17 protein-coding genes are annotated in these 22,058 nt (G+C 65.3%); 5 read left to right on the top strand and 12 right to left on the bottom strand.

Features of this window, described 5'->3' with window-relative positions; all coding sequences use genetic code 11:
• Positions 1-99 precede the first annotated feature (99 nt).
• The 3 genes from BGI01S_RS01140 to BGI01S_RS01130 are packed head-to-tail and all read right to left on the bottom strand — an operon-like array spanning position 100 to position 6,115.
• Positions 100-1,644, bottom strand: coding sequence for an efflux transporter outer membrane subunit (locus BGI01S_RS01140; protein ID WP_042321274.1), 1,545 nt, complete (start codon positions 1,642-1,644; stop codon positions 100-102).
• 1 nt (position 1,645) lies between these two features.
• The gene (locus tag BGI01S_RS01135) at positions 1,646-4,864 is read right to left on the bottom strand and encodes an efflux RND transporter permease subunit (protein WP_042321270.1); all 3,219 of its coding nucleotides are present in this window, start codon (positions 4,862-4,864) and stop codon (positions 1,646-1,648) included.
• A gap of 18 nt (positions 4,865-4,882) precedes the next feature.
• Positions 4,883-6,115: an efflux RND transporter periplasmic adaptor subunit gene (locus BGI01S_RS01130; protein WP_042321268.1), complete on the bottom strand. Its 1,233-nt coding sequence runs from the start codon at positions 6,113-6,115 to the stop codon at positions 4,883-4,885.
• Between the two features lie 426 nt (positions 6,116-6,541).
• Between BGI01S_RS01130 and BGI01S_RS01125 the strand changes: the two genes are divergently transcribed.
• Positions 6,542-7,183, top strand: coding sequence for a TetR family transcriptional regulator (locus BGI01S_RS01125; protein WP_042321267.1), 642 nt, complete (start codon positions 6,542-6,544; stop codon positions 7,181-7,183).
• Positions 7,184-7,406: 223 nt separating this feature from the next.
• Here the strand turns inward: BGI01S_RS01125 and BGI01S_RS01120 are convergent, their stop codons facing one another.
• Complete coding sequence (locus BGI01S_RS01120; RefSeq protein WP_042321265.1) at positions 7,407-8,039, bottom strand: cysteine hydrolase family protein; 633 nt, start codon at positions 8,037-8,039, stop codon at positions 7,407-7,409.
• Positions 8,040-8,229: 190 nt separating this feature from the next.
• Here BGI01S_RS01120 and BGI01S_RS01115 point away from each other — a divergent pair, with 190 nt between their 5' ends.
• The gene (locus tag BGI01S_RS01115; RefSeq protein ID WP_042321262.1) at positions 8,230-9,225 is read left to right on the top strand and encodes a helix-turn-helix domain-containing protein; all 996 of its coding nucleotides are present in this window, start codon (positions 8,230-8,232) and stop codon (positions 9,223-9,225) included.
• Between the two features lie 219 nt (positions 9,226-9,444).
• On the opposite strand, the gene BGI01S_RS01110 is transcribed toward BGI01S_RS01115, so the two are convergent.
• The 6 genes from BGI01S_RS01110 to BGI01S_RS01085 all read right to left on the bottom strand — a co-directional run bounded on the left by BGI01S_RS01110 (position 9,445) and on the right by BGI01S_RS01085 (position 15,213).
• A complete protein-coding gene (locus tag BGI01S_RS01110; protein ID WP_042321259.1) occupies positions 9,445-10,206 on the bottom strand; it encodes a CoxG family protein in 762 nt (253 codons plus the stop codon).
• Between the two features lie 35 nt (positions 10,207-10,241).
• The gene (locus tag BGI01S_RS01105) at positions 10,242-10,634 is read right to left on the bottom strand and encodes a DUF427 domain-containing protein (RefSeq protein WP_042321256.1); all 393 of its coding nucleotides are present in this window, start codon (positions 10,632-10,634) and stop codon (positions 10,242-10,244) included.
• A 151-nt stretch (positions 10,635-10,785) separates the two neighbouring features.
• A complete protein-coding gene (locus tag BGI01S_RS01100; RefSeq protein WP_042321254.1) occupies positions 10,786-11,283 on the bottom strand; it encodes a hypothetical protein in 498 nt (165 codons plus the stop codon).
• 293 nt (positions 11,284-11,576) lie between these two features.
• A complete protein-coding gene (locus BGI01S_RS01095) occupies positions 11,577-13,091 on the bottom strand; it encodes a DegQ family serine endoprotease (RefSeq protein ID WP_042321251.1) in 1,515 nt (504 codons plus the stop codon).
• A gap of 153 nt (positions 13,092-13,244) precedes the next feature.
• Positions 13,245-14,546, bottom strand: coding sequence for an ATP-binding protein (locus BGI01S_RS01090; RefSeq protein WP_042321249.1), 1,302 nt, complete (start codon positions 14,544-14,546; stop codon positions 13,245-13,247).
• A 4-nt stretch (positions 14,547-14,550) separates the two neighbouring features.
• A complete protein-coding gene (locus tag BGI01S_RS01085; RefSeq protein WP_042321246.1) occupies positions 14,551-15,213 on the bottom strand; it encodes a response regulator in 663 nt (220 codons plus the stop codon).
• A gap of 277 nt (positions 15,214-15,490) precedes the next feature.
• Between BGI01S_RS01085 and dacB the strand changes: the two genes are divergently transcribed.
• The 3 genes from dacB (at position 15,491) to BGI01S_RS01070 (ending at position 19,686) form a co-directional block, all read left to right on the top strand.
• A complete protein-coding gene (dacB, locus tag BGI01S_RS01080; protein ID WP_042321243.1) occupies positions 15,491-17,155 on the top strand; it encodes a D-alanyl-D-alanine carboxypeptidase/D-alanyl-D-alanine endopeptidase in 1,665 nt (554 codons plus the stop codon).
• A 220-nt stretch (positions 17,156-17,375) separates the two neighbouring features.
• A complete protein-coding gene (locus tag BGI01S_RS01075) occupies positions 17,376-18,338 on the top strand; it encodes a sterol desaturase family protein (RefSeq protein WP_042321241.1) in 963 nt (320 codons plus the stop codon).
• Positions 18,339-18,432: 94 nt separating this feature from the next.
• Positions 18,433-19,686, top strand: coding sequence for an SGNH/GDSL hydrolase family protein (locus BGI01S_RS01070; RefSeq protein ID WP_042321238.1), 1,254 nt, complete (start codon positions 18,433-18,435; stop codon positions 19,684-19,686).
• Between the two features lie 161 nt (positions 19,687-19,847).
• On the opposite strand, the gene BGI01S_RS01065 is transcribed toward BGI01S_RS01070, so the two are convergent.
• Together BGI01S_RS01065 and BGI01S_RS01060 are read right to left on the bottom strand one after the other, a co-directional pair.
• Positions 19,848-20,897, bottom strand: a complete 1,050-nt coding sequence (locus BGI01S_RS01065; RefSeq protein ID WP_042321236.1) for an L-threonylcarbamoyladenylate synthase — start codon at positions 20,895-20,897, stop codon at positions 19,848-19,850.
• 10 nt (positions 20,898-20,907) lie between these two features.
• Positions 20,908-22,058: 5-(carboxyamino)imidazole ribonucleotide synthase (locus BGI01S_RS01060; protein WP_042322526.1), on the bottom strand; the 1,151-nt coding region annotated here is incomplete at its 5' end.

Raw genomic sequence — 22,058 nt, 5'->3', positions numbered from 1 at the left:
TGCCGTGGCGTTTTGTTTTGTTCCGCTGCGTGAAGCGGCTCCCTGAATCAGAAGCCGCCCCACACACGCGCTGACGCGAAGCTCAACCGATCAACCGATTCAACCCGCGCTCGGCGCCGAAGCCGCCACCGGCGCACTGGCCGCGCCGTAGTCGACCGGCGCATCGGCCGGACGCGGCTGCTCGCCGGTATGCTCGATCCAGCCGCCGCCGAGCGACTGATACAGCGTGACCAGATTCTGCAGGCGTTCCATGCGCGCGGTCACGAGCGACTGCTGCGACTGGTACAGCGCGGTCTGTGCGGTCAGCACCGCCAGATAGCCGTCGACACCGTTCGCATATCGCAGGTTCGACAGATCCAGCCGGCGTTGTTCAGCCGACGTATCGCGCTCCAGCGCTTCAATCTGCTGGTCGTAGGTGCCGCGCGCCGCCAGTGCGTCCGCCACTTCGCGGAAGGCCGTCTGGATCGCCTTTTCATACGTGGCGATCTGGACGTTCTTCTGGATGTTGGCGACGTCGAGGCTGGCCTTGAGCTCGCCGCCCTGGAAGATCGGCACCGTAATCGACGGCGCAAAACTCCATGCCGCCGAACCCGCCTTGAACAGCCCGCCCAGTGTCGGGCTCAGCGTGCCGACGCTGCCGGTCAGCGTGACTTGCGGGAAGAACGCCGCGCGCGCCGCGCCGATATTCGCGTTGGCCGCCAACAGATTCTCCTCGGCCTCCATGATGTCCGGACGACGCGTCAGCAGATCGGACGGCAGCCCAGCCGGAATATCCGTCAGCAGATTCTGGTTGTCCAACGTCAATCCCGGCGGCAGATCGGCGGGGATCGACTCGCCGAGCAGCAGCACCAGCGCGTTTTCAGCCTGCGCCCGCAGACGCATCTGCGCCTGCAGATTCGCCTTCGCCACCTCGACCACCGTTTGCGCCTGCCGCAGATCGAGTTCCGAACCCGTACCGGTATCGAACTGAACCTTGTTGATCCGGTACGACTCGTCCGCCGTCTTCAGCGTGTTCTGTGTGACCTTCAGCAGATCGTCCAGTTCGAGCACCGTCAGGTACTGGTTAGCCACTTGCGAGACGAGCGCGATTTCCGCCGCCTTGCGCGCCTGAGCCGTGCCCAGGTAGGTCGCCAACGCCTGATCCTTCAGGCTTTGGATGCGCCCGAAGAAGTCGATTTCCCACGACGCGTTCAGACCCACCGAATACGACGACGTAATCAGCTGGTCGGTGAACGACAGGTCGCGCGGCGTGCGCGAACGGGTGCCGGAAGCCGCCGCGTCAAGCGTCGGGAACAGACCGGCGCGCACGATCCGGTACTGCGCCTGCGACGCCTGCATGTTCAACACCGACACGCGCAGATCGCGATTGTTCTTCAGCGCGATTTCGATCAGCCGCTGCATGCGCGGATCGACGAAGAAATCTCGCCAGCCGATGTCGGCGGCCGCCTGGCCGCTGGCGCTGCGCGCGCTGGTGGAACCAGAATCGGGCGCGCCCGGCTTGGTCGCGCCCGGCTGCGTGTCGTACACGCCACCGGTCGGGAAGGTTGCCGTCACGGGCGCATCGGGGCGCTGGTACCGCGGCGCCATCGTGCAACCCGCGGCGAACAACGCAACCGCCACTGCAATCAGAGAATGTTTTTGCATCTCAATGTCCGTCCTTGCCCGAGCCTTCATCCGTCGACGCAGCCGAACCGCCGCCTTGCGAATCGTGCGGATGGTGCTGTTCGTAGTGTGCGAGCGCCTCGTCCGGATCTTCCTTCTCGCCGCCGAACTTCGCGCGGATCACGACGAAGAACATCGGGATCATGAAGATCGCGAGGAAGGTCGCCGTCAACATCCCGCCGATCACGCCGGTACCGATTGCGTGCTGGCTCGCCGAACCCGCGCCGTTGCTGATCGCGAGCGGCATCACGCCGAGAATGAACGCGAGCGACGTCATCAGAATCGGACGCAACCGCAGACGCGCCGCTTCCAGCGCGGCCTCGATCGGCCCCATGCCTTCACTCTGTTGCAGCTCGCGGGCGAATTCCACGATCAGAATCGCGTTCTTCGCCGACAACCCGACCGTGGTCAACAGACCCACCTGGAAGAACACGTCGTTCTCGAGCCCGCGCAGCGTAGCGGCCAGCAGTGCGCCGATCACGCCGAGCGGCACCACCATGATCACCGAGAACGGGATCGACCAGCTTTCATACAGCGCCGCGAGACACAGGAACACGACAAGGATCGAGATGCCGTACAGAATCGGCGCCTGCGAACCCGACTGGCGCTCCTGCAGCGACAGACCCGTCCACTCGTAGCCGACGCCCGCCGGCAGCTTCGCGACGAGTGCTTCCATCGCCGTCATTGCCTGACCGGTCGACTTGCCCGGCGCGGCCGCGCCCTGGATTTCCACCGACGAGATACCGTTGTAGCGCTCCAGCTTCGGCGAGCCGAACGCCCACTCGGTACTCGCGAACGCGGAGAACGGCACCATCGCGCCCGCGCTGTTGCGCACGAACCAGGCACTCACGTCTTCCGGTTTCATCCGGAAAGGCGCGTCGCCTTGCAGATAGACCTTCTTGATCCGGCCGTCGGTATCGAGGAAGTTGTTCACGTACGCCGATGCCCAGGCAATCGAGAACGTCTGGTCGATGTCGGACACGGATACGCCGAGCGCCTGCGCCTTCTCCCGATCGATGTTCACGCGGAACTGCGGCGTATCGTTCAGGCCGTTCGGACGCACCTGGGCCAGCGTCGGATCTTTCGCCGCGAGACCCAGCAGCATGTTGCGCGCTTCCATCAGCTTTTCATGGCCGATACCCGCGCGATCCTGCAACTGGAAGTCGAAGCCCGCAGCCGTACCGAGTTCAGGAATCGACGGCGGATTGACCGGGAACACCACCGCGGTCTTGTAGCCGGCGAAGTGCATGTAGAGACGGCCCACCAGCGCCTGCACCTTTTGATCCGAGTGCTGGCGCTGCGCGTAGTCCCTCATCCGTACGAACACGAGACCCGCGTTCTGACCGCGACCGGCGAAGCTGAAGCCGTTCACCGTGAAGGTCGATTCGACGATGGACTTCTCGTCGTTCAGCAGATAGTCGGACACGTCCTTCAGCGCGCGCGCCGTGGTTTCCTGCGTTGACCCCGACGGCGTCTGCACGAGCACGAACATCGTGCCCTGGTCCTCGTCAGGCAGGAACGACTTCGGCAATTTCACGAACAGCAGGCCGACCGCGAAGATCACCACCATGTAGATGATCAGCCAACGGCCCGAGCGCTTGATCACGTGGTGCACGCCTGAGTGATACTTGTCGCGGCTCTTGTTGAACGTGCGGTTGAACCAGCCGAAGAAGCCGGTGGTCTTTTCGTGATGACCTTGCGGAATCGGCTTGAGGATCGTCGCGCACAAAGCCGGCGTCAGAATCAACGCGACCAGCACGGACAGCACCATCGCCGCGACGATAGTCAGCGAGAACTGCCGGTAAATCGCGCCGACCGAACCGCCCGAGAACGCCACCGGCACGAACACCGCCGACAGCACGAGCGCCACGCCGACCAGTGCGCCGGTGATCTGGTCCATCGCCTTGCGGGTGGCGTCGCGAGGCGATAAGCCCTCCTCCTGCATCACCCGCTCGACGTTTTCCACCACCACGATCGCATCGTCAACCAGCAAGCCGATCGCCAGCACGAGCCCGAACATCGACAGCGTGTTGATCGAGAAGCCCACCAGCCCCATCACCGCGAACGTGCCCAGCAGCACCACCGGCACGGCGATCGTCGGGATCAGCGTGGCACGCAGATTCTGCAGGAACAGGTACATGACCAGGAACACCAGCACGATACCTTCGAGCAGCGTCTTGACCACTTCCTCGATCGACAGACGCACGAACGGCGTGGTGTCGTACGGATACTGGACCACCAGACCATGCGGGAAGTACTTCGACAGTTCGGCGATCTTCGCGCGCACCGCCTTCGCGGTAGCCAGCGCGTTCGCGCCGGTGGCGAGCTGAATACCGAAGCCCGCTGTAGGCTGGCCGTTGTACTTGGTGTCGAAGTTGTAGTTTTCGCCACCGAGTTCGATGTGCGACACGTCGCGCAGACGCACCTGCGAGCCGTCCGGGTTCACCTTCAGCAGAATGTTGCCGAACTGTTCAGGCGTATTGAGCAGCGTGGCCTGCGTGATGGTGGCCTGCAGCACCTGACCCGGCACCGACGGCGTGCCGCCGAGCGAACCGCCGGCAACCTGAACGTTTTGCGCCTGCAACGCGGTTTGCACGTCGACCGGCGTCAGGCCGAAGTTGTTCAGCTTGTTCGCGTCGAGCCAGATCCGCATCGCGTACTGCGAGCCGAACAGCGTCACCGTGCCCACACCGTCGATACGGCTGACCGGATCCTGAATGTTCGACGCGACGTAGTTCGCCAGGTCGTACTTGCTCATGCTGCCGTCTTCGGACACGAACGCCATGACCAGCAGGAAGCTGCTGCTCGACTTCGTGACCTTGGTGCCCAACTGCTGCACGGCTTGCGGCAGCAGCGGCGTGGCGAGCTGCAGCTTGTTCTGCACCTGCACCTGCGCGATGTCAGGATTGGTGCCGGCCGCGAACGTCAGCGTGATGGTTGCCGTACCCGAGTCGTCCGACGTGGACGCCAGGTACAGCAAGTGGTCGAGACCACTCATCTGCTGCTCGATCACCTGCGTGACGGTGTTTTCCACCGTCTTCGCCGATGCGCCCGGGTACGTTGCGCTGATCTGCACGGCCGGCGGTGCGATCGTCGGGTATTGCGCGATCGGCAACGTGAAGACCGACGCGAGACCCGCGAGCATCAGAATAATGGCGATCACCCATGCAAAAATCGGGCGATCAATGAAGAACTTTGCCATGAGGCGGGCTCCCTGTTATTACGCGCCCGATGCAGCAGAGGCTGGTTGAGCCGTCTGGGCAGCACCGCTGGCGGCCGGCGCGCCTTGGGCGGCGACACCGGAAGCGGGGGTGGCGGGAAGTTGCGCGGCAACCGGCTTGACCTGCTGGCCCGGGCGGGCCTTGTCGGTGCCCTGGACGATCACGCGATCGCCGGCCTTCAGGCCGCTTGCGACCACCCAGTTCGAGCCGAAGGTGCCCGAAGTGACCAGCTGACGCAGTTCGACCTTGTTGTCGGCGCCGATGACCAGCGCGGTCGGCTGACCTTTCTGGTCATGCGTGATGCCGATCTGCGGCACGACGAGCGCGTTCTGGTTCACGCCTTCCTCGATCTTTGCGCGCACGAACATGCCCGGCAGCAGCACCTTGTCCGCGTTCTTGAAGATCGCGCGAACCGTGACCGAACCGGTGCCCTGGTCGACCGTGACGTCGGTGAACTGCAGCTTGCCCTTCTCTGAATAGACGCGGCCGTCTTCGAGAATCAGCGACACTTGGGCTGCGCCCGGACCGCTGGTCTTCAGGCGCCCTTCCTGTACTTCGCGGCGCAGCTTCAGACCATCGAGGCTCGATTGGGTCAGGTCCACGTAGACCGGATCGAGTTGCTGGACCGTCGCGAGCAGCGTGGCGGCGCTCGCCTGCACGTATGCGCCCGGCGTGACTTGCGACACGCCGATCTGGCCGGTCACCGGCGAGGTCACGTCGGTGTAGCCGAGGTTGATCTGCGCGGTGTCGACCGCTGCCTTGCCGGCCGCGACGTCGGCCACGGCCTGGCCTTGCGAGGCGACCGCGTTGTCGTAGTCCTGCTTGCTGACCGCGTTCGCGGCGACCAGCACCTTGTAGCGGTTGGCCTGCGCGGTGGTCGACACGAGGTTGGCCTGCGCCTTGGCGAGCGTCGCCTTCGCGTTGTTCAACGTTGCGATGTACGGCGCCGGATCGATCTTGTACAGGCGTTGGCCGGCCTTCACCTGGCTGCCTTCCGTGAACTCGCGGCGCAGCACGATGCCGTCGACGCGTGCGCGCACTTGCGCGACGAGGAAGGCACTGGTGCGGCCCGGCAGTTCGGTGACGACCGGCACGGTCGTCGGCTGGACGGTGACGACGCCGACTTCGGGCGTCTGGGGCGGCGGGGCAGATTGTTTTGGTCCGCACGCTGCCAGCAATACGGCAGCCGTCGCGGCACTGATTAAGCGGAATGGAACCCGTTCGACGCGCATGGAGCGACCTCTGTCTAAGACTGAGAATGAAAAAGTGCGCGCATCCCTACCCCGGGGACCGCAGCGCACACATGCGTCTTGCGACGCTTGACCGGAAGCCCATGGATGCACATCGCACCTGCAGGGGCATCGTGATGCGAATGCGCCATACCGGGGAATGCCGCACGGCGCCGCCCTATGGGGCAACGCGCAAGAGCGTTTTGAAGGCAACAGTGACGGATATTAACCGGTCGTCACGGCTTGGGCTATCCGATCGTGGGGTGCTATTATATATACGTTCACGAATGCATGTAAAAGTGCATTTATATCTCTTGCGGGCCGGGGGCCCGCAAGTTTGCTTCCAAATCGGTTTTTAGAAGACAGATTGTCATCGGGCCGACTTAAAAAGGCTCGGGAAAACCCCCGCAATCAGCAGGTCATACCCACATGGTCAGAAGAACCAAAGAAGAGGCGTTGGAGACGCGCACAAGCATTCTCGATGCAGCGGAACGCGTCTTCTTCGAGAAGGGTGTTTCGCGCACCTCGCTCGCGGATATCGCGCAGGCCGCAGGCGTCACGCGCGGCGCCATCTACTGGCATTTCGCGCACAAAAGCGATCTCTTCACCGAAATGTTCGACCGCGTGCTGCTGCCGCTGGACGAACTCAAAGCCGCGTCGCAGGACCCCAACGAGCCCGATCCGCTCGGCCGCCTGATGGAGGTGTGCGTAGTCTGTCTGCGCGACACCGCCAACGATCCGCGCCGCCGGCGCGTGTTCGACATCCTGTTTCTGAAGTGCGAGCTGGTCGAGGAAATGGGCCCGGTGATGGTCCGCTATCAGACCAACATGCGCGAGGGATTGCTGAAAATCGAAGGCGGTCTGCGCAACGCCATCTCGAAGGGGCAAGTGCCCGCGGACCTCGATACGAAACTGGCGGCGGCGATGGTGCATGCGTTTGTCAGCGGCTCGCTGCGCGACATGCTGTTCCTGCCCGATGCGACGGACTTCGGCGCTCACGCGCAGCAGCTGGTCGAGGGCATCTTCGACGCGCTGCGGTTGAGCCCGGCGCTATGCAAACGGAAAGCGTAGCAGGCACGGTCAGACGGTCCGATAGCCAGGCTGGGGCGAGGCGGATAGAGAAAAAAAGCGGGCGGGTGAGTAACCCGCCCGCTTTCGTTAACGGTGCGTGACAGTTTCTTGAGGCCGTTTCGCTTGCGGCGGCTCTGCGTATCCGGCGGCAATAGGGGCTAGCCGCTACTGCCGCGTGACGGGCACGTTATCCGATCAAGCGATTCCGAGCCATGCGACCGCACTAGGCAACCGCCCGTCGGGCCCGTGCGGCCTGATTCGACGTATAGATGTTGTCGCGCGCAAGCGGCGCCCCGCTCCGCACCGACGCGAGCCACTCGTCCGTGCTCGCCACCGCCGCGAAGCGCGATTGCAGCACTACGCTGAAAACCCGATGGATCTCCTCCGCGCTGGCAAAACCCGCGCCGTTCTCATACGGCACCGAGCCCGTCGCATCGTGCAGAAATTCGACGGCCAGCCCCGCGTGAACGGCGTGGTTGATGGTCGACGCGTCGCAGTTGTGCGTCATGTAGCCAGTTACGGTGAGCGTGTCGATTTGCTGCGCGGCGAGCCACTCGGCCAGATCGGTTCCAGTGAACGCGCTCGGCAGCGATTTCTCCACGTAGTGATCGTGAGGGCGCGAGCTCACCACGGGATGCAGCTCCGCCGTCGCGCTACCGCGCGCGAACAGCGGCGAGGTGGCGGGCGCGAAGTTCTGCACGACCACCACGGGTAGGCCGGCGGCCCGCGCCGCATCCATCGCGCGGCCGATGTTGGCGAGCGAGGTCTGAACACTGGGAAATTCGATCGGCAAATCGCCGGTCACGTATTCGTTCTGCACGTCGATGACGATCAGCGCACGGCGCGGCGTGGTCATGGCAAGGCTCCTGTCGGGGTGAAGGAATGATGCGGTGAAAGGCTCGCGCTGCGCTGCGGTCCGGCATGGGCATCTTGCGGCGCAGCGTCGCGATGACAGCATTGTTCGCCCGCGCCCACATTCACGACAGCGGCCCGAATGACAAGATTCGCTAGAATCGGGCCATCGTCGGCTCATTAGGAGATGATCGATGGCGACTCCCGCTTCCTCACCCGCTCCGCGCGACGGCGCGTCCCGCCATATCGTAGCCGTGGTCGCATTCGACCGCATCAGTCCGTTCCATCTGTCGGTGCCGTGCGCGGTCTTCGGCGAGGATCGCAGCGGCGGCGGGCTTCCGGACTTCGACTTCCGCGTCTGCGCTGCCGAAACGGGCGCGCTGACCACCACCGCCGGCTTCTCGATCGCCGTCACGCACGGCCTCGAAGCACTCGCCGACGCGCACATCATCATCGTGCCGAGCTGGCGCGATCCCGACGAGGCACCGCCCGCCGCACTGCTCGACGCGTTGCGCGCCGCCCATGCGCGTGGCGCGCAACTGGTCGGGCTGTGCCTGGGCGCGTTCGTGCTGGCCGCCGCCCGCATCCTCGACGAGCGTCCGGCCTCGACCCACTGGGCATGGGCCGACAACTTCGCTCGGCGCTACCCGCGCGTGCGGCTCGACCCCGACGTGCTCTACGTCGACGACGGCGACGTGATGACGTCAGCCGGGACCGCCGCCGGCCTCGACTGCTGCCTGCACGTGCTGCGCAAGATGTGCGGCGCGCAGGTGGCGAACTATGTGGCGCGCAGGCTGGTGGTGCCGCCGCACCGGCAGGGCGGCCAGGCGCAATTCGTCCAGCAGCCGATGCCGCCGAACCCGCGCGGCGACCGGCTGTCAGGCCTGCTCGACTGGGTGAGCGGCCATCTGGACCTACCGCATACACTCGACACGCTCGCCGGGCGCGCGTTGATGAGCCGCCGCACGTTCACGCGACGCTTCCGGCTCACCACCGGCACGACGGTCGGCGCATGGCTGCTCGCGCAGCGGCTGGCGCGCGCGCAGCAGTTGCTGGAGAGTAGCGACGCGTCGGTGGAAGCGATCGCGGGGATCGCGGGTTTTGGCTCTGCGGCTTCGCTGCGGCAACATTTCGCGGACGCGTTTCGCACGTCGCCATCGGCGTGGCGGCGGGAGTTTCGCGGCGTGTGAGGACGTGCCGCGTCGAGAGCGGTGGCGACGCGTGAAGACGCAGAGTAGCGCGCGCCGAAGACGTGATAACCGCAGATCGAAGCGCGGCCTCCTAACCGCGCGGGCGCGCTGAGCGGGCAACACCATTTCGTAGTGTCCTACCGTGATTTCGTAGTCGCGCCGACGCGACATCAGCGCGCTTTGTCGTCATACGAAGGACGGCATACACCAGTCGAACCGTCACGCCTCGCTGAGCCAGCGCGCCGCATACAACAACAGCGCGACCAGAAAAATCATCACAGCCCAAGCCCAGTTCGGAATCACGCGCGCACCCGGTTCGCGTCGCGAGACATCGTGCGACAAACCATGCGAAACGCCATGCGACGCGCCCGCCGCCCGCCCGGACATGGCGTGGGCGTGCTCGGTGCGCGTGCGCCGCGCGATGCCGGCCAACGTGATCGGCCGCAAAAACACATGCTGCCGACGCACCGCCGCCCCGCGCGCGCGGTTCGGGCCTTCTCCGTATTTGGCGCGCACGACCGCGTCGAATTCGGCGAAAAAATCGTCCGCCAGTTGATGAAGTGCGTTTTCGAGCTGACGCGGCGGCAGTTCGGCCAGCGGTCCCGATGAGGTCGCCCAGATCGTGTACTCGATCCGCGTATTGGGTTGCCTGCCCGCGCCGTGCACAACCTCGTCGCCGCGCAAGCGGATCTCGATCTGGCCGCGCAATGCACCGATGCCCTCGGCGCGCGCCTTGAAGTTGATGGTGCGGCGCTGCGCATCCGCCGGCCCGGAGTCCTGCCCAGCAACATGGGCGCGTGCTTCGTAGCGCGCGCGCAACGGGCCGAGCGGCACCGTCATGATCAACTCGTATTCGTCGTGCGCGAGACGCGTGAGCGACTCACAGTTATCGAGGCTGGCGCGCAACAGCGCGAGATCTTGCAACGCGTCCCAAACATCGGATGGCGCAAGTGGAATCCGTAACGCGTCGTTCAACTCCATGACAGCCTCTTGCTATGAACGCGCGACAGCGGAAATCAGGAGGTCTGATCGATGCGGTCGACGCGCGATGCATAAAACGCGAGATACCCTTTGATCTGCTCGGCTTGCTCGAACGGCGTTTCGTAACTCCACACGGCGTTTTCGATCAGGCCGTCTTCAGTGCGCAAATGGAAGTACGAGGCGTCGCCCTTGAACGGGCAGTGAGACGTATGCGTGGAACGTTCGAGCCGCGCCATGTTGACGTGCTCGCGCGGGAAATAGAACACGTCGGGCAAGCCGGTTTCCGTGAGCGTGAGTCCCGCCTGGGTATCGGCCATAGTTACACCGCCGTGGATCACGCGCACCCGGTGACTGTTCCCGTGAATTGCAATAGTGTGGCCGCCAGCGCTCGCGCCGGGGTCGCCGTGAGGTGTCAAGGCATCGCTCATGTCTCGGCTCCGTGATGGTAAGCGGTCGTACAAACAGGAAAGCCACGGGTGCGCCCGTGGCTTTCATTATCGGCCAATCTTCCGCCGATTGCGCAGGCTTCCTTCTAAGCGCCCGGCGCGAACGCGGCACTTGCGCGCAGGCCGGGGCCGCTTACTTCATGTTCCAGTAAAACGCGGATTTGGCGCCGCCGTTGCCCGCGACCGTCACCGCTTTGGATTGCTCCTTGTCCTTGTACCGCGCGTGCACCGTGTAGTGGCCGGGGCGCAGTTTGACCAGCATATATGGCCCGCGCGAACTGGTGTTCAACACTTCGTTGTTATGCGCATCGACGATTCGCACGTTGACGTCCGCAAGAAATTCGGAGCCGGGGCCCGTGAAGCGCAGCGACAGCGGCCACTGGTTCTGCGCCTGTTGCAGCGCCTTCGACTCGTCGAGACCGACGCCGCCCGACACGAACGACACGTCGCCCTGCTGCTGGATCTGCGGCAGACCGCCGCCGTTGGCGTTGCCCGCGCTGGTGTCGTCAGTCGTGGTGCCGCCGGTTACTTCGCTTGCCTGCTGTGCATACGCGCCGCCTGTCAGACCGAGCGTGAGCGCTGCGCAAAGCGCAGCGGCTACGATCCCTCGCTGCTTGCGTTGGGTTTTCATCGGTTCGCTCCTTGTTGAGAACCTATCGTCCGGAATCCCGCGATGGGCCCGGATCAAGGCAGACGCAACCTGCATGCCAAGGATCGCATGCGCCGTCCAGAAATCGCTGCCGCCGCGCTAAGGCGGTGCGCCGGGGTCTTCCCAGCTCCTGTTCATGACTTTCGCACAGGCAAAAAAAACCGGTCCGTTGCAGTAAATGCAAGGACCGGCAAACCTTACTTCAATTGCCCGGCGGGTCGGGTGATGCGTCGGTCAAACTGCCGCCTCGACGGTCACCCTGGCTGTCCTCCCTGCTAGCCGAGATCGACTGGCACGAAGATCTGCGCGTTGTCGCGCTGGATCAACAACGCGATGCTATTGCCCGCGCTGCTGATCATCTGCTTCAGTTGATCGACGCTCGTGACCGGCCGGCCATTGACCGCCAGAATCACGTCGCCCGGCTGGATGCCAGCGCTTTCCGCCGCGCCGCCCGACTGCTGCACCAGCAGACCATGCGACACCGACGCGCCGCTTTTCTCTTCCGGCGTCAGCGGTCGCACCGCGACACCGAGACGGCCTTGCAGTTGGGTCGGTTGATCGGCCTTGTTCGATGCGACCTTGCCGTCCGCCAATGAGCCGATGGTCACTTTCAGATCCTTGGTGGACTTGTCGCGCCACACCTGCACGGTGGCCGAGCTGCCCGGCGCGAGACCCGCAACCTTCGCCGGCAGATCCGACGAGTCGCTGATCGGATCGCCGTTCAACGACAGAATCACGTCGCCCGGCTGCAGACCGCCCTTGGAAGCGGGGCCGCCCGGATCGACCGAGCTGACCAGCGCGCCTTGCGGCTTTTGCATGCCGAACGAATCGGCCAGCGTCTGGTTCAGACCTTGCACCGCGACGCCGAGGCGGCCTCGGTTCACATGACCGGTCTTGACGAGATCGTCCTTGACCTTGATCGCTTCATTGATCGGGATCGCGAACGACAGGCCCTGGAAACCGCCCGTCTGCGAATAGATCATCGAGTTGATGCCGATCACTTCGCCTTGCAGGTTGAACAGCGGGCCACCCGAATTGCCCGGATTCACCGGCACGTCGGTCTGGATGAACGGCGTGTAGTTTTCGTTCGGCAGCGAGCGCGACTTCGCGCTGATGATGCCCGAGGTCACGGTGTTGTCGAAGCCATAGGGCGAACCGATCGCAACCACCCACTGACCGACCTTGCTTTGACGCGGGTCGCCGATCTTCACGGCCGGCAGATTGCTTGCGTCGATCTTCAGCACGGCGACGTCCGACTGCTTGTCGGCGCCGACCACCTTCGCCTTGAACTCGCGCTTGTCGGTGAGCTTGACGGTGACGACGTTGGCGCCGTCCACCACGTGCGCATTGGTCAGGATGTAGCCGTCATTGCTGATGATGAAGCCCGAGCCCAGGCTCGCGCTCGGCTGATCCGGCGCATCGCCGCCGCCATCGCCGCCTTGCATGCCCGGCATGCCCCCGAAGAAGCGTTTGTAGAACTGGAAGAGCGGATCGCTCGGATCCATCGGCAACTGATTGCTGCCGGCATTGCCGCCATTGCCGCGCAACGCGGTTCGCTTGACCACGTGCTTCGCGCTGATATTGACGACGGCCGGCCCGTAGGTTTCGACCAGGCCGGAGAAATCGGGGATGCCGGTTTTAGCGGCGGCTTCGGCGGGCATCATCGCGGCTTGCGCCGGCGAGATCACCTGCGGCGCGGGCACATCGCGATGCCCCGCCACATAGCCGGCGGACAGCGCAACGGCGACAGCTACTGCAACAGCGCTGCGAGACAAGGTTTTCGCGTTCATCGTGTACTCCTGACTGGAGAGAGCCTTTTGGGATGTCGTGGAGCGTACGTGGCATCGCTTAAAGGGGACTTAAGCAGCACGGATTGCTGAACGCTCCTTTCCGAGAGACGTTCCGGCTCGTTTAGCCCGCTTTGCGAAACGAAAGGCTCTTTGTCAGAAGCGCACCGTGACTCGCAAACCGCCCGTCGGCGATTCATCGAGCGACACGCTCGCGTGATGTTGCATCACGATGCGGCGCACGATCGCGAGGCCGAGCCCGCTGCCGGCCACGTCGGTGCGGGCGCGATTCGCGCCGCTGCCGGCGCGGTAGAAGCGATCGAACACGCGATCGCGATCGGCCGGATCGATCCCCGGTCCGCTGTCGGCGATCCGCGCCACCGGATGCCCGTCCTCGACATGCAGGCTGACGTCGACGCGGCCGCCATGCGGCGTGTACTTGGTCGCGTTGTCGACGAGGTTGTTGAACATCACGCGCAGTGCGTCGGCATCGCCGATCACCGTGGCCGCTTCGCTCGCCTCGACGCCCAGATCGACGCCGCGATTCAACGCAAGCGGCGCGTAAGCCGCCACGCACTCCTGCAGCAGCGCGCGCAGATCCACCGCGTCGGTGACGGCGACGCCGTCCGGCTCCGACCGCGCGAGCGCCAGCAGTTGCTCGGCCAGCCGCGTGGCGCGCGTGACGCCCGCCTGCAGATCCGTCAGCGCTTCATTGCGCGCGGCGTCGTCTTTCGCGCGCGCGACCAGTTGCGCCTGAATCTGCACGGCGGCGAGCGGCGTGCGCAATTCGTGCGCGGCATCGGCGACGAACGCTTTCTGAATGTCGAGCGCGGTGGCAAGCCGCGCGAGCAGCCCGTTCAACGCGCGCACGAGCGGTTGCACTTCGAGCGGCAGACGCTGGTCCGGCAGCGGATCGAGCGCCTCGGGACGGCGCGCGTCGAGCGCGGTCGTCACGCGCCGCAACGGCATCAGCCCGCGTCCGACGATCACCCACACCGCGAGGCCCAGCAGCGGCAGCAGCACGATCAGCGGCCACAAGGTGCGCAGCGCCACATTCGCGGCGAGCCGGTTGCGCACCGACAGCGGCTGCGCCAGCTGCACGACGTTATCGCCGACGATCGCGCCATACACGCGCCATTCGCCGCGCTCCGTGCGTTCGGTCGAAAAGCCTAGCTCGGCGCGCGGCGCGAGCGGCGCACGCGGGCGCGAGTAGTACATCAGCACGCCGTTGCGATTCCAGATTTGCAACACGATGCCTTCGTCGCCGGTATCGCGCGAGCCGAGCACCTGCGAGAACGGTTCGGACGGCAGCGCCGCGGCGATCTGCTCCAGCTGGTAATCGAACAGTTCGTTGGCCTCGGCGAGCGCCTGCCGGTAAATCAGCCGCCCCGCGATGCCGACGCCGAGCAATACCAGCGCCAGCAGCCAGACCAGCAGTTGTCGGCGGATCGAACGCATCGGCTCAGGCGTCCTTCGCGATCATGTAGCCGAGACCGCGCACGTTTCTGATCAGCTCCGCACCGAGCTTCTTGCGCAGCGCGTGAATGTAGACCTCGACAGTATTGCTGCCGATCTCCTCGCCCCAGCCGTACATCTTTTCTTCGAGCTGACTCTTCGACAGCACCGCCCCGGGCCGCGCGATCAGCGCTTCCAGCAACGCGAATTCGCGCGCCGACAACGCGACCGGCGCGCCGTCGAGCGTGACCTGATGCGACGCGGGATCGAGCGTCAGGTTGCCATGACGGATCGTCGAATCGCTGCGGCCGGACTGGCGACGGATCAACGCGCGCATGCGGGCGCCGAGTTCGTCGAGATCGAAAGGTTTGACGAGGTAATCGTCGGCGCCGGCGTCGAGGCCTTTGACGCGTTCGGCCACCGCGTCGCGCGCGGTGACGATCAGCACCGGCAGTGCGTGGCCGCGCGTGCGCAGCGTGCGCAACACGTCGAGACCGTCGCGTTTGGGCAGGCCGAGGTCGAGCAGCACGAGATCGTAAGGTTGCCCGGCCGCCGCACGCAGCGCCGCCTCGCCGTCTTCCACCCAGTCGACCGCGAAGCCTTCGCCGCGCAGCGCCTTGCGCACGCCCTCGGCGATCATCCGGTCGTCTTCGACTAGCAAGATGCGCATGGTTGTACGTTCCGAAACGTTTGATGATGCCGCATTCTAGCGCCCACCCCGCCCTGCGCGGCGCGTGATGCTTTTTTGTCACCGCAGCCCGGCGGCATGTCACTACAATGGGCGCTTTGCGTCGCGCGGCTGGGGTCCATGAAGTGCGCGCCGTCGTGCATGCCGGATGGGTCGATTCGCCGAAGTCTTTGCGCGACCGCCGACGCCACGCAACCAATCCATGCAGCGTGATGCGCCGTGAGCGCCACGCCCTGAAATTTTGCCTCTTCACCCGTTCATGACGCACGCCTTTCTGTCTTCCGTCGCACGCCGCGTGGCGTTGCGTCCGCGCCGTTCCGTTGCCACCGCTACCGTTGCCGCTGCCGCCCGCCTGCCGCGCAAGCTTGCGCCGCGCGCGTCGGCGTGGCTCTTCGTGTGCGCCGTGCTCGGCTCGGCCGCCGCGCTGCCGATGGCCGCGCAGGCACGCGTCAAGGCGGCGCATCCGAGCGTCAACGTCACGACGGTGCTGCCGCCATCCGTGATGATCGGCTTGCAGCGCGCGCACGTGCCGCTGTCGTCGATCAGCGTGGTCGTGGAGAAGGTCGGCGACCGCACGCCGATCCTCGCGCTGAACGCCGGCAAGCCGATGATGCCCGCGTCGACGATGAAGCTCGTCACCACCTACTCCGGCCTGTCGATTCTGGGCCCCGACTATCGCTGGCGCACGAGCGCGTACGCGGACGGCACGCTCGACGCCAACGGCGTGCTGCACGGCAATCTGTACATTCAAGGCACTGGTGATCCGAAGCTCGTACCGGAAGAGTTGATCGACCTGGTGCAGAAGATTCACAAGGCGGGCATCACCGGCATCGACGGCGCGCTGGTGCTCGACAAGCGCTACTTCGATCCGTCGACGCGCGACCTCGCGCCGTTCGACGACGACGCCACCGCGCCGTACAACGTCGGCCCCGATCCGCTGCTGTACGCGTTCAAATCGTTGTCGTTCACGGTGACGCCGTCGCCCGATGGCAGCGTCGCGATCGACGTGCTGCCGGCTCTGGCGCAGTTGCAGATCGACAATCAGCTGCGCGCGGTCAACGGTCCGTGCCGTGGCGACTCGGCCTCGGTGTCGCCGACCGTCACTCAGCAGCCGAACGGCACCATCGTGGCCTCGTTCACCGGCGACTATTCGATGCGTTGCGACCCGCGCACGATCAACGTCGCGGTGCTCGACCACTCGGCGTTTTTCGCGGGCGGCTTTCTCGCGCTGTGGCAGCAAACCGGCGGCACCTTCAGCGGCGCGACCCGCGAAGGCGCGGTGCCCGTCGGTGCGAAGCTGGTCGCCACGCACCAGGGGCCGGTGCTGTCCGACATCGTTCGCGACATCAACAAGTTCAGCAATAACACGATGGCGCGCAATCTGTTCCTGACGATCGGCGCCGCCGAGGAAAAAGCGCCCGCGACGCCCGCCAAAGCCGCGCGCGCGGTGCAGGAGTTTCTACGCCGCGACAGCCTCGACATGCAATACCTGACGCTCGAGAACGGTTCGGGCCTGTCGCGCGATGAGCACATCACCGCGCTCGCACTCGCCGACCTGTTGCAGCGGGCCAATGCGAGCCCGGTCGCGCAGGTCTTCGTGGAGTCGCTGCCGATCGCGGGCGTCGACGGCACGATGCGCAACCGCCTGACCAACCAGGGCGCGGGCGGCAACGCGCACATCAAGACCGGCACCCTGCGCGACGTGCGCGCGATCGCGGGCTATGTCGCGTCGGCGGACGGCAACAGTTACGTGGTCGTGAGCCTGATCAACGATCCGCATTCGGAAGCCGCGCGCGCCGCGCATGACGCGTTGCTCGAATGGGTCTACGAGGGACCGTCGCAAGGCTTCACGAAGGTCGCCGCTCCCGTCGACGAACCGAGCGGCAAGCCCAGGAAAAACCCGCGCAAGCGCGCGAGTCACTGAGGAATTCTTCTAGCGAAGCGGTGCGCGTCCAGGCCCTAAGCGTGTACGCTGTCGGGCAGCGATTGACGCGCGCGCACAGCACTCCGCGTGTCGTACAAAGAGCGCGCCCGGCAGGGTCTTCAACGAGACTTGCTCCGAAGCGCAGCGCGGCTCAATCGAACAAAAACGACACGACCCGCTGCGCACAGCGCAGCGGTCAGGGACCACGGAGGAAGACACCATGCAATTCGATGCTGAATTGCTGCTGCTCGCCATGGCGCCGGTCTTTCTCGCGTGTATCGGCTGGGAGGCCTGGCACCTGCGGCGCACGCGCCGGGGCGAGCAGATCTATAGCTGGCGCGACACGTTCTGCAACGCCGCGCTTGCGCTCATGCAGCAAGCCGCCGACAAGCTCGCGTGGCTCGCGATCATTCCCGTCTACGCGTTTTTCTACGAGCACTATCGCGTCCATACATGGCAGGCGAGCTGGGTCTCGTTCGTCGTGCTGTTCGTCGCGCAGGACCTGCTCTACTACGTGTTTCATCGTTGCAGCCACCGGGTGCGCTGGCTGTGGGCCGCGCATGTCGTGCATCACTCGTCCGAGCGGATGAATTTCTCGACCGCGTTCCGTCAGAGTTTGATGTATCCGGTCGCCGGCATGTGGCTGTTCTGGATTCCGCTCGCGGTGCTCGGCTTTCCGCCGAAGCAGATCGTCGCCATCGTGCTGATCAATCTCGGCTTCCAGTTCTTCGTGCACACCCAGGCAATCGGCAAGCTCGGCTGGCTCGAATACGTGTTCAATACGCCGTCGATCCATCGCGTGCATCACGCGCGCAACGACCGTTATATCGATCGCAATTACGCGGGTGTGCTGGTGATCTGGGATCGCCTGTTCGGCAGCTACGTCGACGAAGATCCGCACCACACGCCGGTGTACGGCATCGTCGAGCCGCTGTACACGTACAACCCGCTGAAGGCGACGTTTCACGAATGGGCGTCGATGGCCGCCGACTTTACGAGCGTGCGCGGCTGGCACAACAAGTGGCGCGCGTTGTTCGCGCCGCCCGCGTGGGCCGCGGATTATCATGCGCGTCGCGCTGCCGGTGCGACTGTGCCGGGCATAGATTCGAACGAGGACACGCGCCAGCCGTCAGGCGCGAGTGCAACCCATACGGCCGCGTTTCAAACGCAGCGCAGGCCGTAGAAGATTCTGTAAGCTGTCGTCACGCCGCCGACGCGATGGACGCTGCCTGCAACACATGGCGCAAGGGCCACACATACGAGGAGATGTAGTCAACATGAATCAAACAACATCGAAGAAGCATCAATTCATTCGCGTCACGCAGATTGCGCTGGCCAGCGCCGCGTTCGCCCTGCTCGCGGCCTGCGGCGGTGGCGGCGACGACAACAACAACTCGAACAGCAGCACGCCGGCAGGCGGCGTCAAGCTGCAGGTGGTGTCGTTCGGCGACAGCCTGTCGGATGTGGGCACGTATGCGCCGGTGATTCAGTCGAGCTTCGGCGGCGGCCGCTTCACGACCAACCCGGGCGAAGTGTGGACGCAAAAGGTTGCCGAGTACTACGGCGACACGTTGACGCCGGCCTACCTCGGCGGCTTCGGCAAGCCGCTGGTCGCGGCAGGCGGCTACGGCTATGCGCAGGGCGGCTCGGACGTCGTCAATGCTCAAGGCCAGGGCTGGGCGCCGAACAACATGGCGGCTACGACGGTGCCGGTCGTGACTCAGGTGGCGAACTACCTCGGCGCACACACGAGCTTCAATGCGAACCAACTCGTGCTGGTGAACGGCGGCGCGAACGACATCTTCCAGTTCGCAGGGACCACCGCCAATCTGACGGCACTCGGCGCCGCGCTTCAGACGCAATACCCGCTGCTCGTGCAGGCGGGCAAGCTGCCGAACTCGCAGGCAGGCCAGGTCATGTTCATCGCCGGCTATCTGCAGGCGCTGCCCAACCCGCAGATCGCGCAGGCTGCCGCGCAGCTCGCCGCGCAAGTGCAAACCATGGTCAATTCGGGGGCGGCGCACGTGGTGGTGTCGACGGTGCCGGACATCGGCAACGCGCCGCTCGGCGTCGCGGCCGAGGCGAAAACGCCTGGCTCGGCCGCGCTGCTATCCGGGATTACCGCGGCATATAACGGCATGCTGCTCCAAAGCCTGACGACCCTCGGCCTCGTGGGTTCGGGCAAGGTGATTGTCGTCGATGCGTTCAAGTGGCTGGACGAACAGTTGCCGAACTATCAGGCGCTCGGCTTCGCGGTGTCCAATACGGGCACGGCGTGCAACCTGACGTCGATGGAGAACAACGCCATCGCTTACGCCAAGGCCAATCCGAGCGCGACGAACGGGCTGACCGCCGAGCAGTACGGTGCCCAGTTCGGCTCGTCGCTGTTCTGCTCGCCGCAGACCTACACGGTGTCCGGCGCCGACCAGACCTACATGTTCGCGGACACTGTCCACCCGAGCACGCACTTGCACGCGTTGTTCGCGCAGTACGTGCAGCAGCAGATCGCGGCTAGCGGGCTTGGAAAGTAAGGGGGGATTTGCCGCCTCACGGCGGCAGCGGTAGGTCTGCAAAAAGCTTCCGCAAAACAGAACGCCCGGCTTGATGTTTCAAGCCGGGCGTTCTTGTTTTCAGCTGGACGCGAGCGACAGCACTGCGCGTGCGCCCATGCAGATAAAGATAAAACCCGCCGCTAAGCTTGCGCTTCGAACGCCGCCGCGGCTCGGCCCAGGCGGTCATTCACCGCAATCCACTCGATCGTGTCGGGCAGCTTCTCGATCAGAATCCGCGTGACGTTCGCGCGATCCAATGCACGCAGCAAGCCGTACAACTCGCGCGCGTACACGTGCGGATCTTCAGGGGCGGCGATGAAATGCACGCCCTCGGCGTCGGCCCAATGCCCGGCTCGCGAAGCACGCGCAACCAGCGCGACGCGCTCGCCCGCTTCACGCGCGGCGAGCAAGGGTTCCAGCGCATTGAACGGCAACAAGGCCAGCGGCGTGCGCGGCGCGTAATGCGCCTTCAATGTGCCCGAGGCACGCGGCGCGGTCGCATCCGAGCCGTCCGGCAAACGCGGCGCTTCACCGAGCACGTCGGCGATATCCTGCGGTGTCACACGACCGGGCCGCAGCAGCGCCGGAAAGCCACGCGACAAATCCACGATGGTCGACTCGATCCCAACGTCCGACGCGCCGCCGTCCAGCACATGAATCGCGCTGCCGAATTCGTCGCGCACGTGTTGCGCGGTGGTCGGGCTCACATGTCCGAAGCGATTCGCCGACGGCGCGGCCACGCCGCCATGTCCGCCGCGCAACGCACTGAACGCCTCCAGCAACGCCTGCGCGACCGGATGCGACGGACAGCGCAGTCCGACCGAATCCTGGCCGCCGCTCACCGCCGCTGGAATTCGCGCGGCACGCTTCAGGATCAGCGTGAGCGGGCCCGGCCAGAATGCGTCGATCAGGCGCTGCGCCTGCTCGGGCAACTGCTCGACCCAGTAATTCGGATCGCCCTGCGGCGCCAGATGCACGATGACCGGATGATTGGCCGGCCTGCCCTTCGCCGCATAGATGCGCGCGACCGCGTCCGGACTTTCGGCGTCGCCGCCTAGCCCGTACACGGTCTCCGTCGGGAATGCGACCAGCCCGCCCGCGTCGAGCAGCGCTGCCGCGTGCTCGATCTGCGCGGCGCTCACCGGCAATGCGCTGGCGGCGTCCTCAGCGGGTTTCTGTTGATCCGGCATGGCGCTCGCGTCAGCCCGTGATGATGTGCAACAGCCGCGCACAATCGCGGCCCGCCGTGCGAGCTTCTTCGAGCGTCGCCGCCGTGAAGTTCACGTGACCCATCTTGCGGCCGCAACGCGCCTCTTCCTTACCGTACAGATGCAGACGCGCAGCCGGCATCGCCGCGACTTCGTGCCACGGCGGTGTGACCGCCGCGCGCTTCGGACCGTCCGGGAACCACACGTCGCCGAGGATGTTCAGCATCACCGCCGGCGAATGCTGGCGCGTGTCGCCGAGCGGCATGCCGGTCATCGCGCGCACCTGCTGTTCGAACTGGCTGGTCGCGCAGGCGTCGACCGTGTAATGGCCCGAGTTGTGCGGACGCGGCGCCATTTCGTTGGCGACCAGCGAGCCGTCTTCGAGAATGAAGAACTCGACGCATAGCACGCCCACATAGCCGAGCTTGTCGGCGATTTGCAGCGCGGCCTGTTGCGCCTGCTGGACCAGCGTCGGACTCGCGTCCGGCGCCGGCACGATGGTGTGCGACAGCACGCCGTCGCGGTGCGTGTTCTGCGCGAGCGGATAGACCACCGACGCGCCGCTCGCCGCGCGCGCGATCAGCGCCGACACTTCGAATTTCAGCGGCAGACGCTTTTCCAGCACGCAGGGCAGGCCGCCAAGCGACGCATGCGCCTCGCGCACTTCCTCCGCGTTGCGCACGCGAATCTGGCCTTTGCCGTCGTAGCCCATGCGGGCGGTTTTGAGAATGCCGGGCAGCACGGCATCGAGTGCGGCGTCGTCGAGCGCGGCGAGCGCATCCGACGACTCGATCACCACATGCGGCGCCACCGTCACGCCCGACGACGCAATGAAGCGCTTCTCGGCGATGCGATCCTGAGCCACGGCAACGCAGCGGGCCGCCGGACTCACGAAGGTGGTCTTCGCGAGAAAGTCGAGGCTCGCGGCCGGCACGTTCTCGAATTCGGTCGACACCGCCGCGCACAGCCGCGCGAGTTCGGTCAGCGACGCTTCGTCGTCATAGGCCGCGCGCAGGTGGCGGTCGGCGACGGCGCCCGCCGGGCTGCTTTCGTCCGGGTCGAGCACGGCGACGCGATAGCCCATCGCCTGGGCGGCAAAGCAGAACATGCGGCCGAGCTGGCCGCCACCGACCATGCCAAGCC

The sequence above is a fragment of the Paraburkholderia ginsengisoli NBRC 100965 genome (assembly GCF_000739735.1).
GTDB lineage: Bacteria > Pseudomonadota > Gammaproteobacteria > Burkholderiales > Burkholderiaceae > Paraburkholderia > Paraburkholderia ginsengisoli.
Note: the sequence above shows the minus strand (reverse complement) of the source record. Positions and strands in the feature narration are given on the sequence as shown.

What these genes read in the sequence shown, in the direction of transcription:
- BGI01S_RS01100 (WP_042321254.1), bottom strand. Translation starts at nt 11,283, where the DNA reads ATGAAAACCCAACGCAAGCAGCGAGGGATCGTAGCCGCTGCGCTTTGC.
- BGI01S_RS01095 (WP_042321251.1), bottom strand. Translation starts at nt 13,091, where the DNA reads ATGAACGCGAAAACCTTGTCTCGCAGCGCTGTTGCAGTAGCTGTCGCC.
- BGI01S_RS01135 (WP_042321270.1), bottom strand. Translation starts at nt 4,864, where the DNA reads ATGGCAAAGTTCTTCATTGATCGCCCGATTTTTGCATGGGTGATCGCC.
- BGI01S_RS01065 (WP_042321236.1), bottom strand. Translation starts at nt 20,897, where the DNA reads ATGCCGGATCAACAGAAACCCGCTGAGGACGCCGCCAGCGCATTGCCG.
- BGI01S_RS01140 (WP_042321274.1), bottom strand. Translation starts at nt 1,644, where the DNA reads ATGCAAAAACATTCTCTGATTGCAGTGGCGGTTGCGTTGTTCGCCGCG.
- BGI01S_RS01130 (WP_042321268.1), bottom strand. Translation starts at nt 6,115, where the DNA reads ATGCGCGTCGAACGGGTTCCATTCCGCTTAATCAGTGCCGCGACGGCT.
- BGI01S_RS01120 (WP_042321265.1), bottom strand. Translation starts at nt 8,039, where the DNA reads ATGACCACGCCGCGCCGTGCGCTGATCGTCATCGACGTGCAGAACGAA.
- BGI01S_RS01070 (WP_042321238.1), top strand. Translation starts at nt 18,433, where the DNA reads ATGAATCAAACAACATCGAAGAAGCATCAATTCATTCGCGTCACGCAG.
- BGI01S_RS01085 (WP_042321246.1), bottom strand. Translation starts at nt 15,213, where the DNA reads ATGCGCATCTTGCTAGTCGAAGACGACCGGATGATCGCCGAGGGCGTG.
- BGI01S_RS01075 (WP_042321241.1), top strand. Translation starts at nt 17,376, where the DNA reads ATGCAATTCGATGCTGAATTGCTGCTGCTCGCCATGGCGCCGGTCTTT.
- BGI01S_RS01115 (WP_042321262.1), top strand. Translation starts at nt 8,230, where the DNA reads ATGGCGACTCCCGCTTCCTCACCCGCTCCGCGCGACGGCGCGTCCCGC.
- BGI01S_RS01090 (WP_042321249.1), bottom strand. Translation starts at nt 14,546, where the DNA reads ATGCGTTCGATCCGCCGACAACTGCTGGTCTGGCTGCTGGCGCTGGTA.
- BGI01S_RS01125 (WP_042321267.1), top strand. Translation starts at nt 6,542, where the DNA reads ATGGTCAGAAGAACCAAAGAAGAGGCGTTGGAGACGCGCACAAGCATT.
- BGI01S_RS01105 (WP_042321256.1), bottom strand. Translation starts at nt 10,634, where the DNA reads ATGAGCGATGCCTTGACACCTCACGGCGACCCCGGCGCGAGCGCTGGC.
- dacB (WP_042321243.1), top strand. Translation starts at nt 15,491, where the DNA reads ATGACGCACGCCTTTCTGTCTTCCGTCGCACGCCGCGTGGCGTTGCGT.
- BGI01S_RS01110 (WP_042321259.1), bottom strand. Translation starts at nt 10,206, where the DNA reads ATGGAGTTGAACGACGCGTTACGGATTCCACTTGCGCCATCCGATGTT.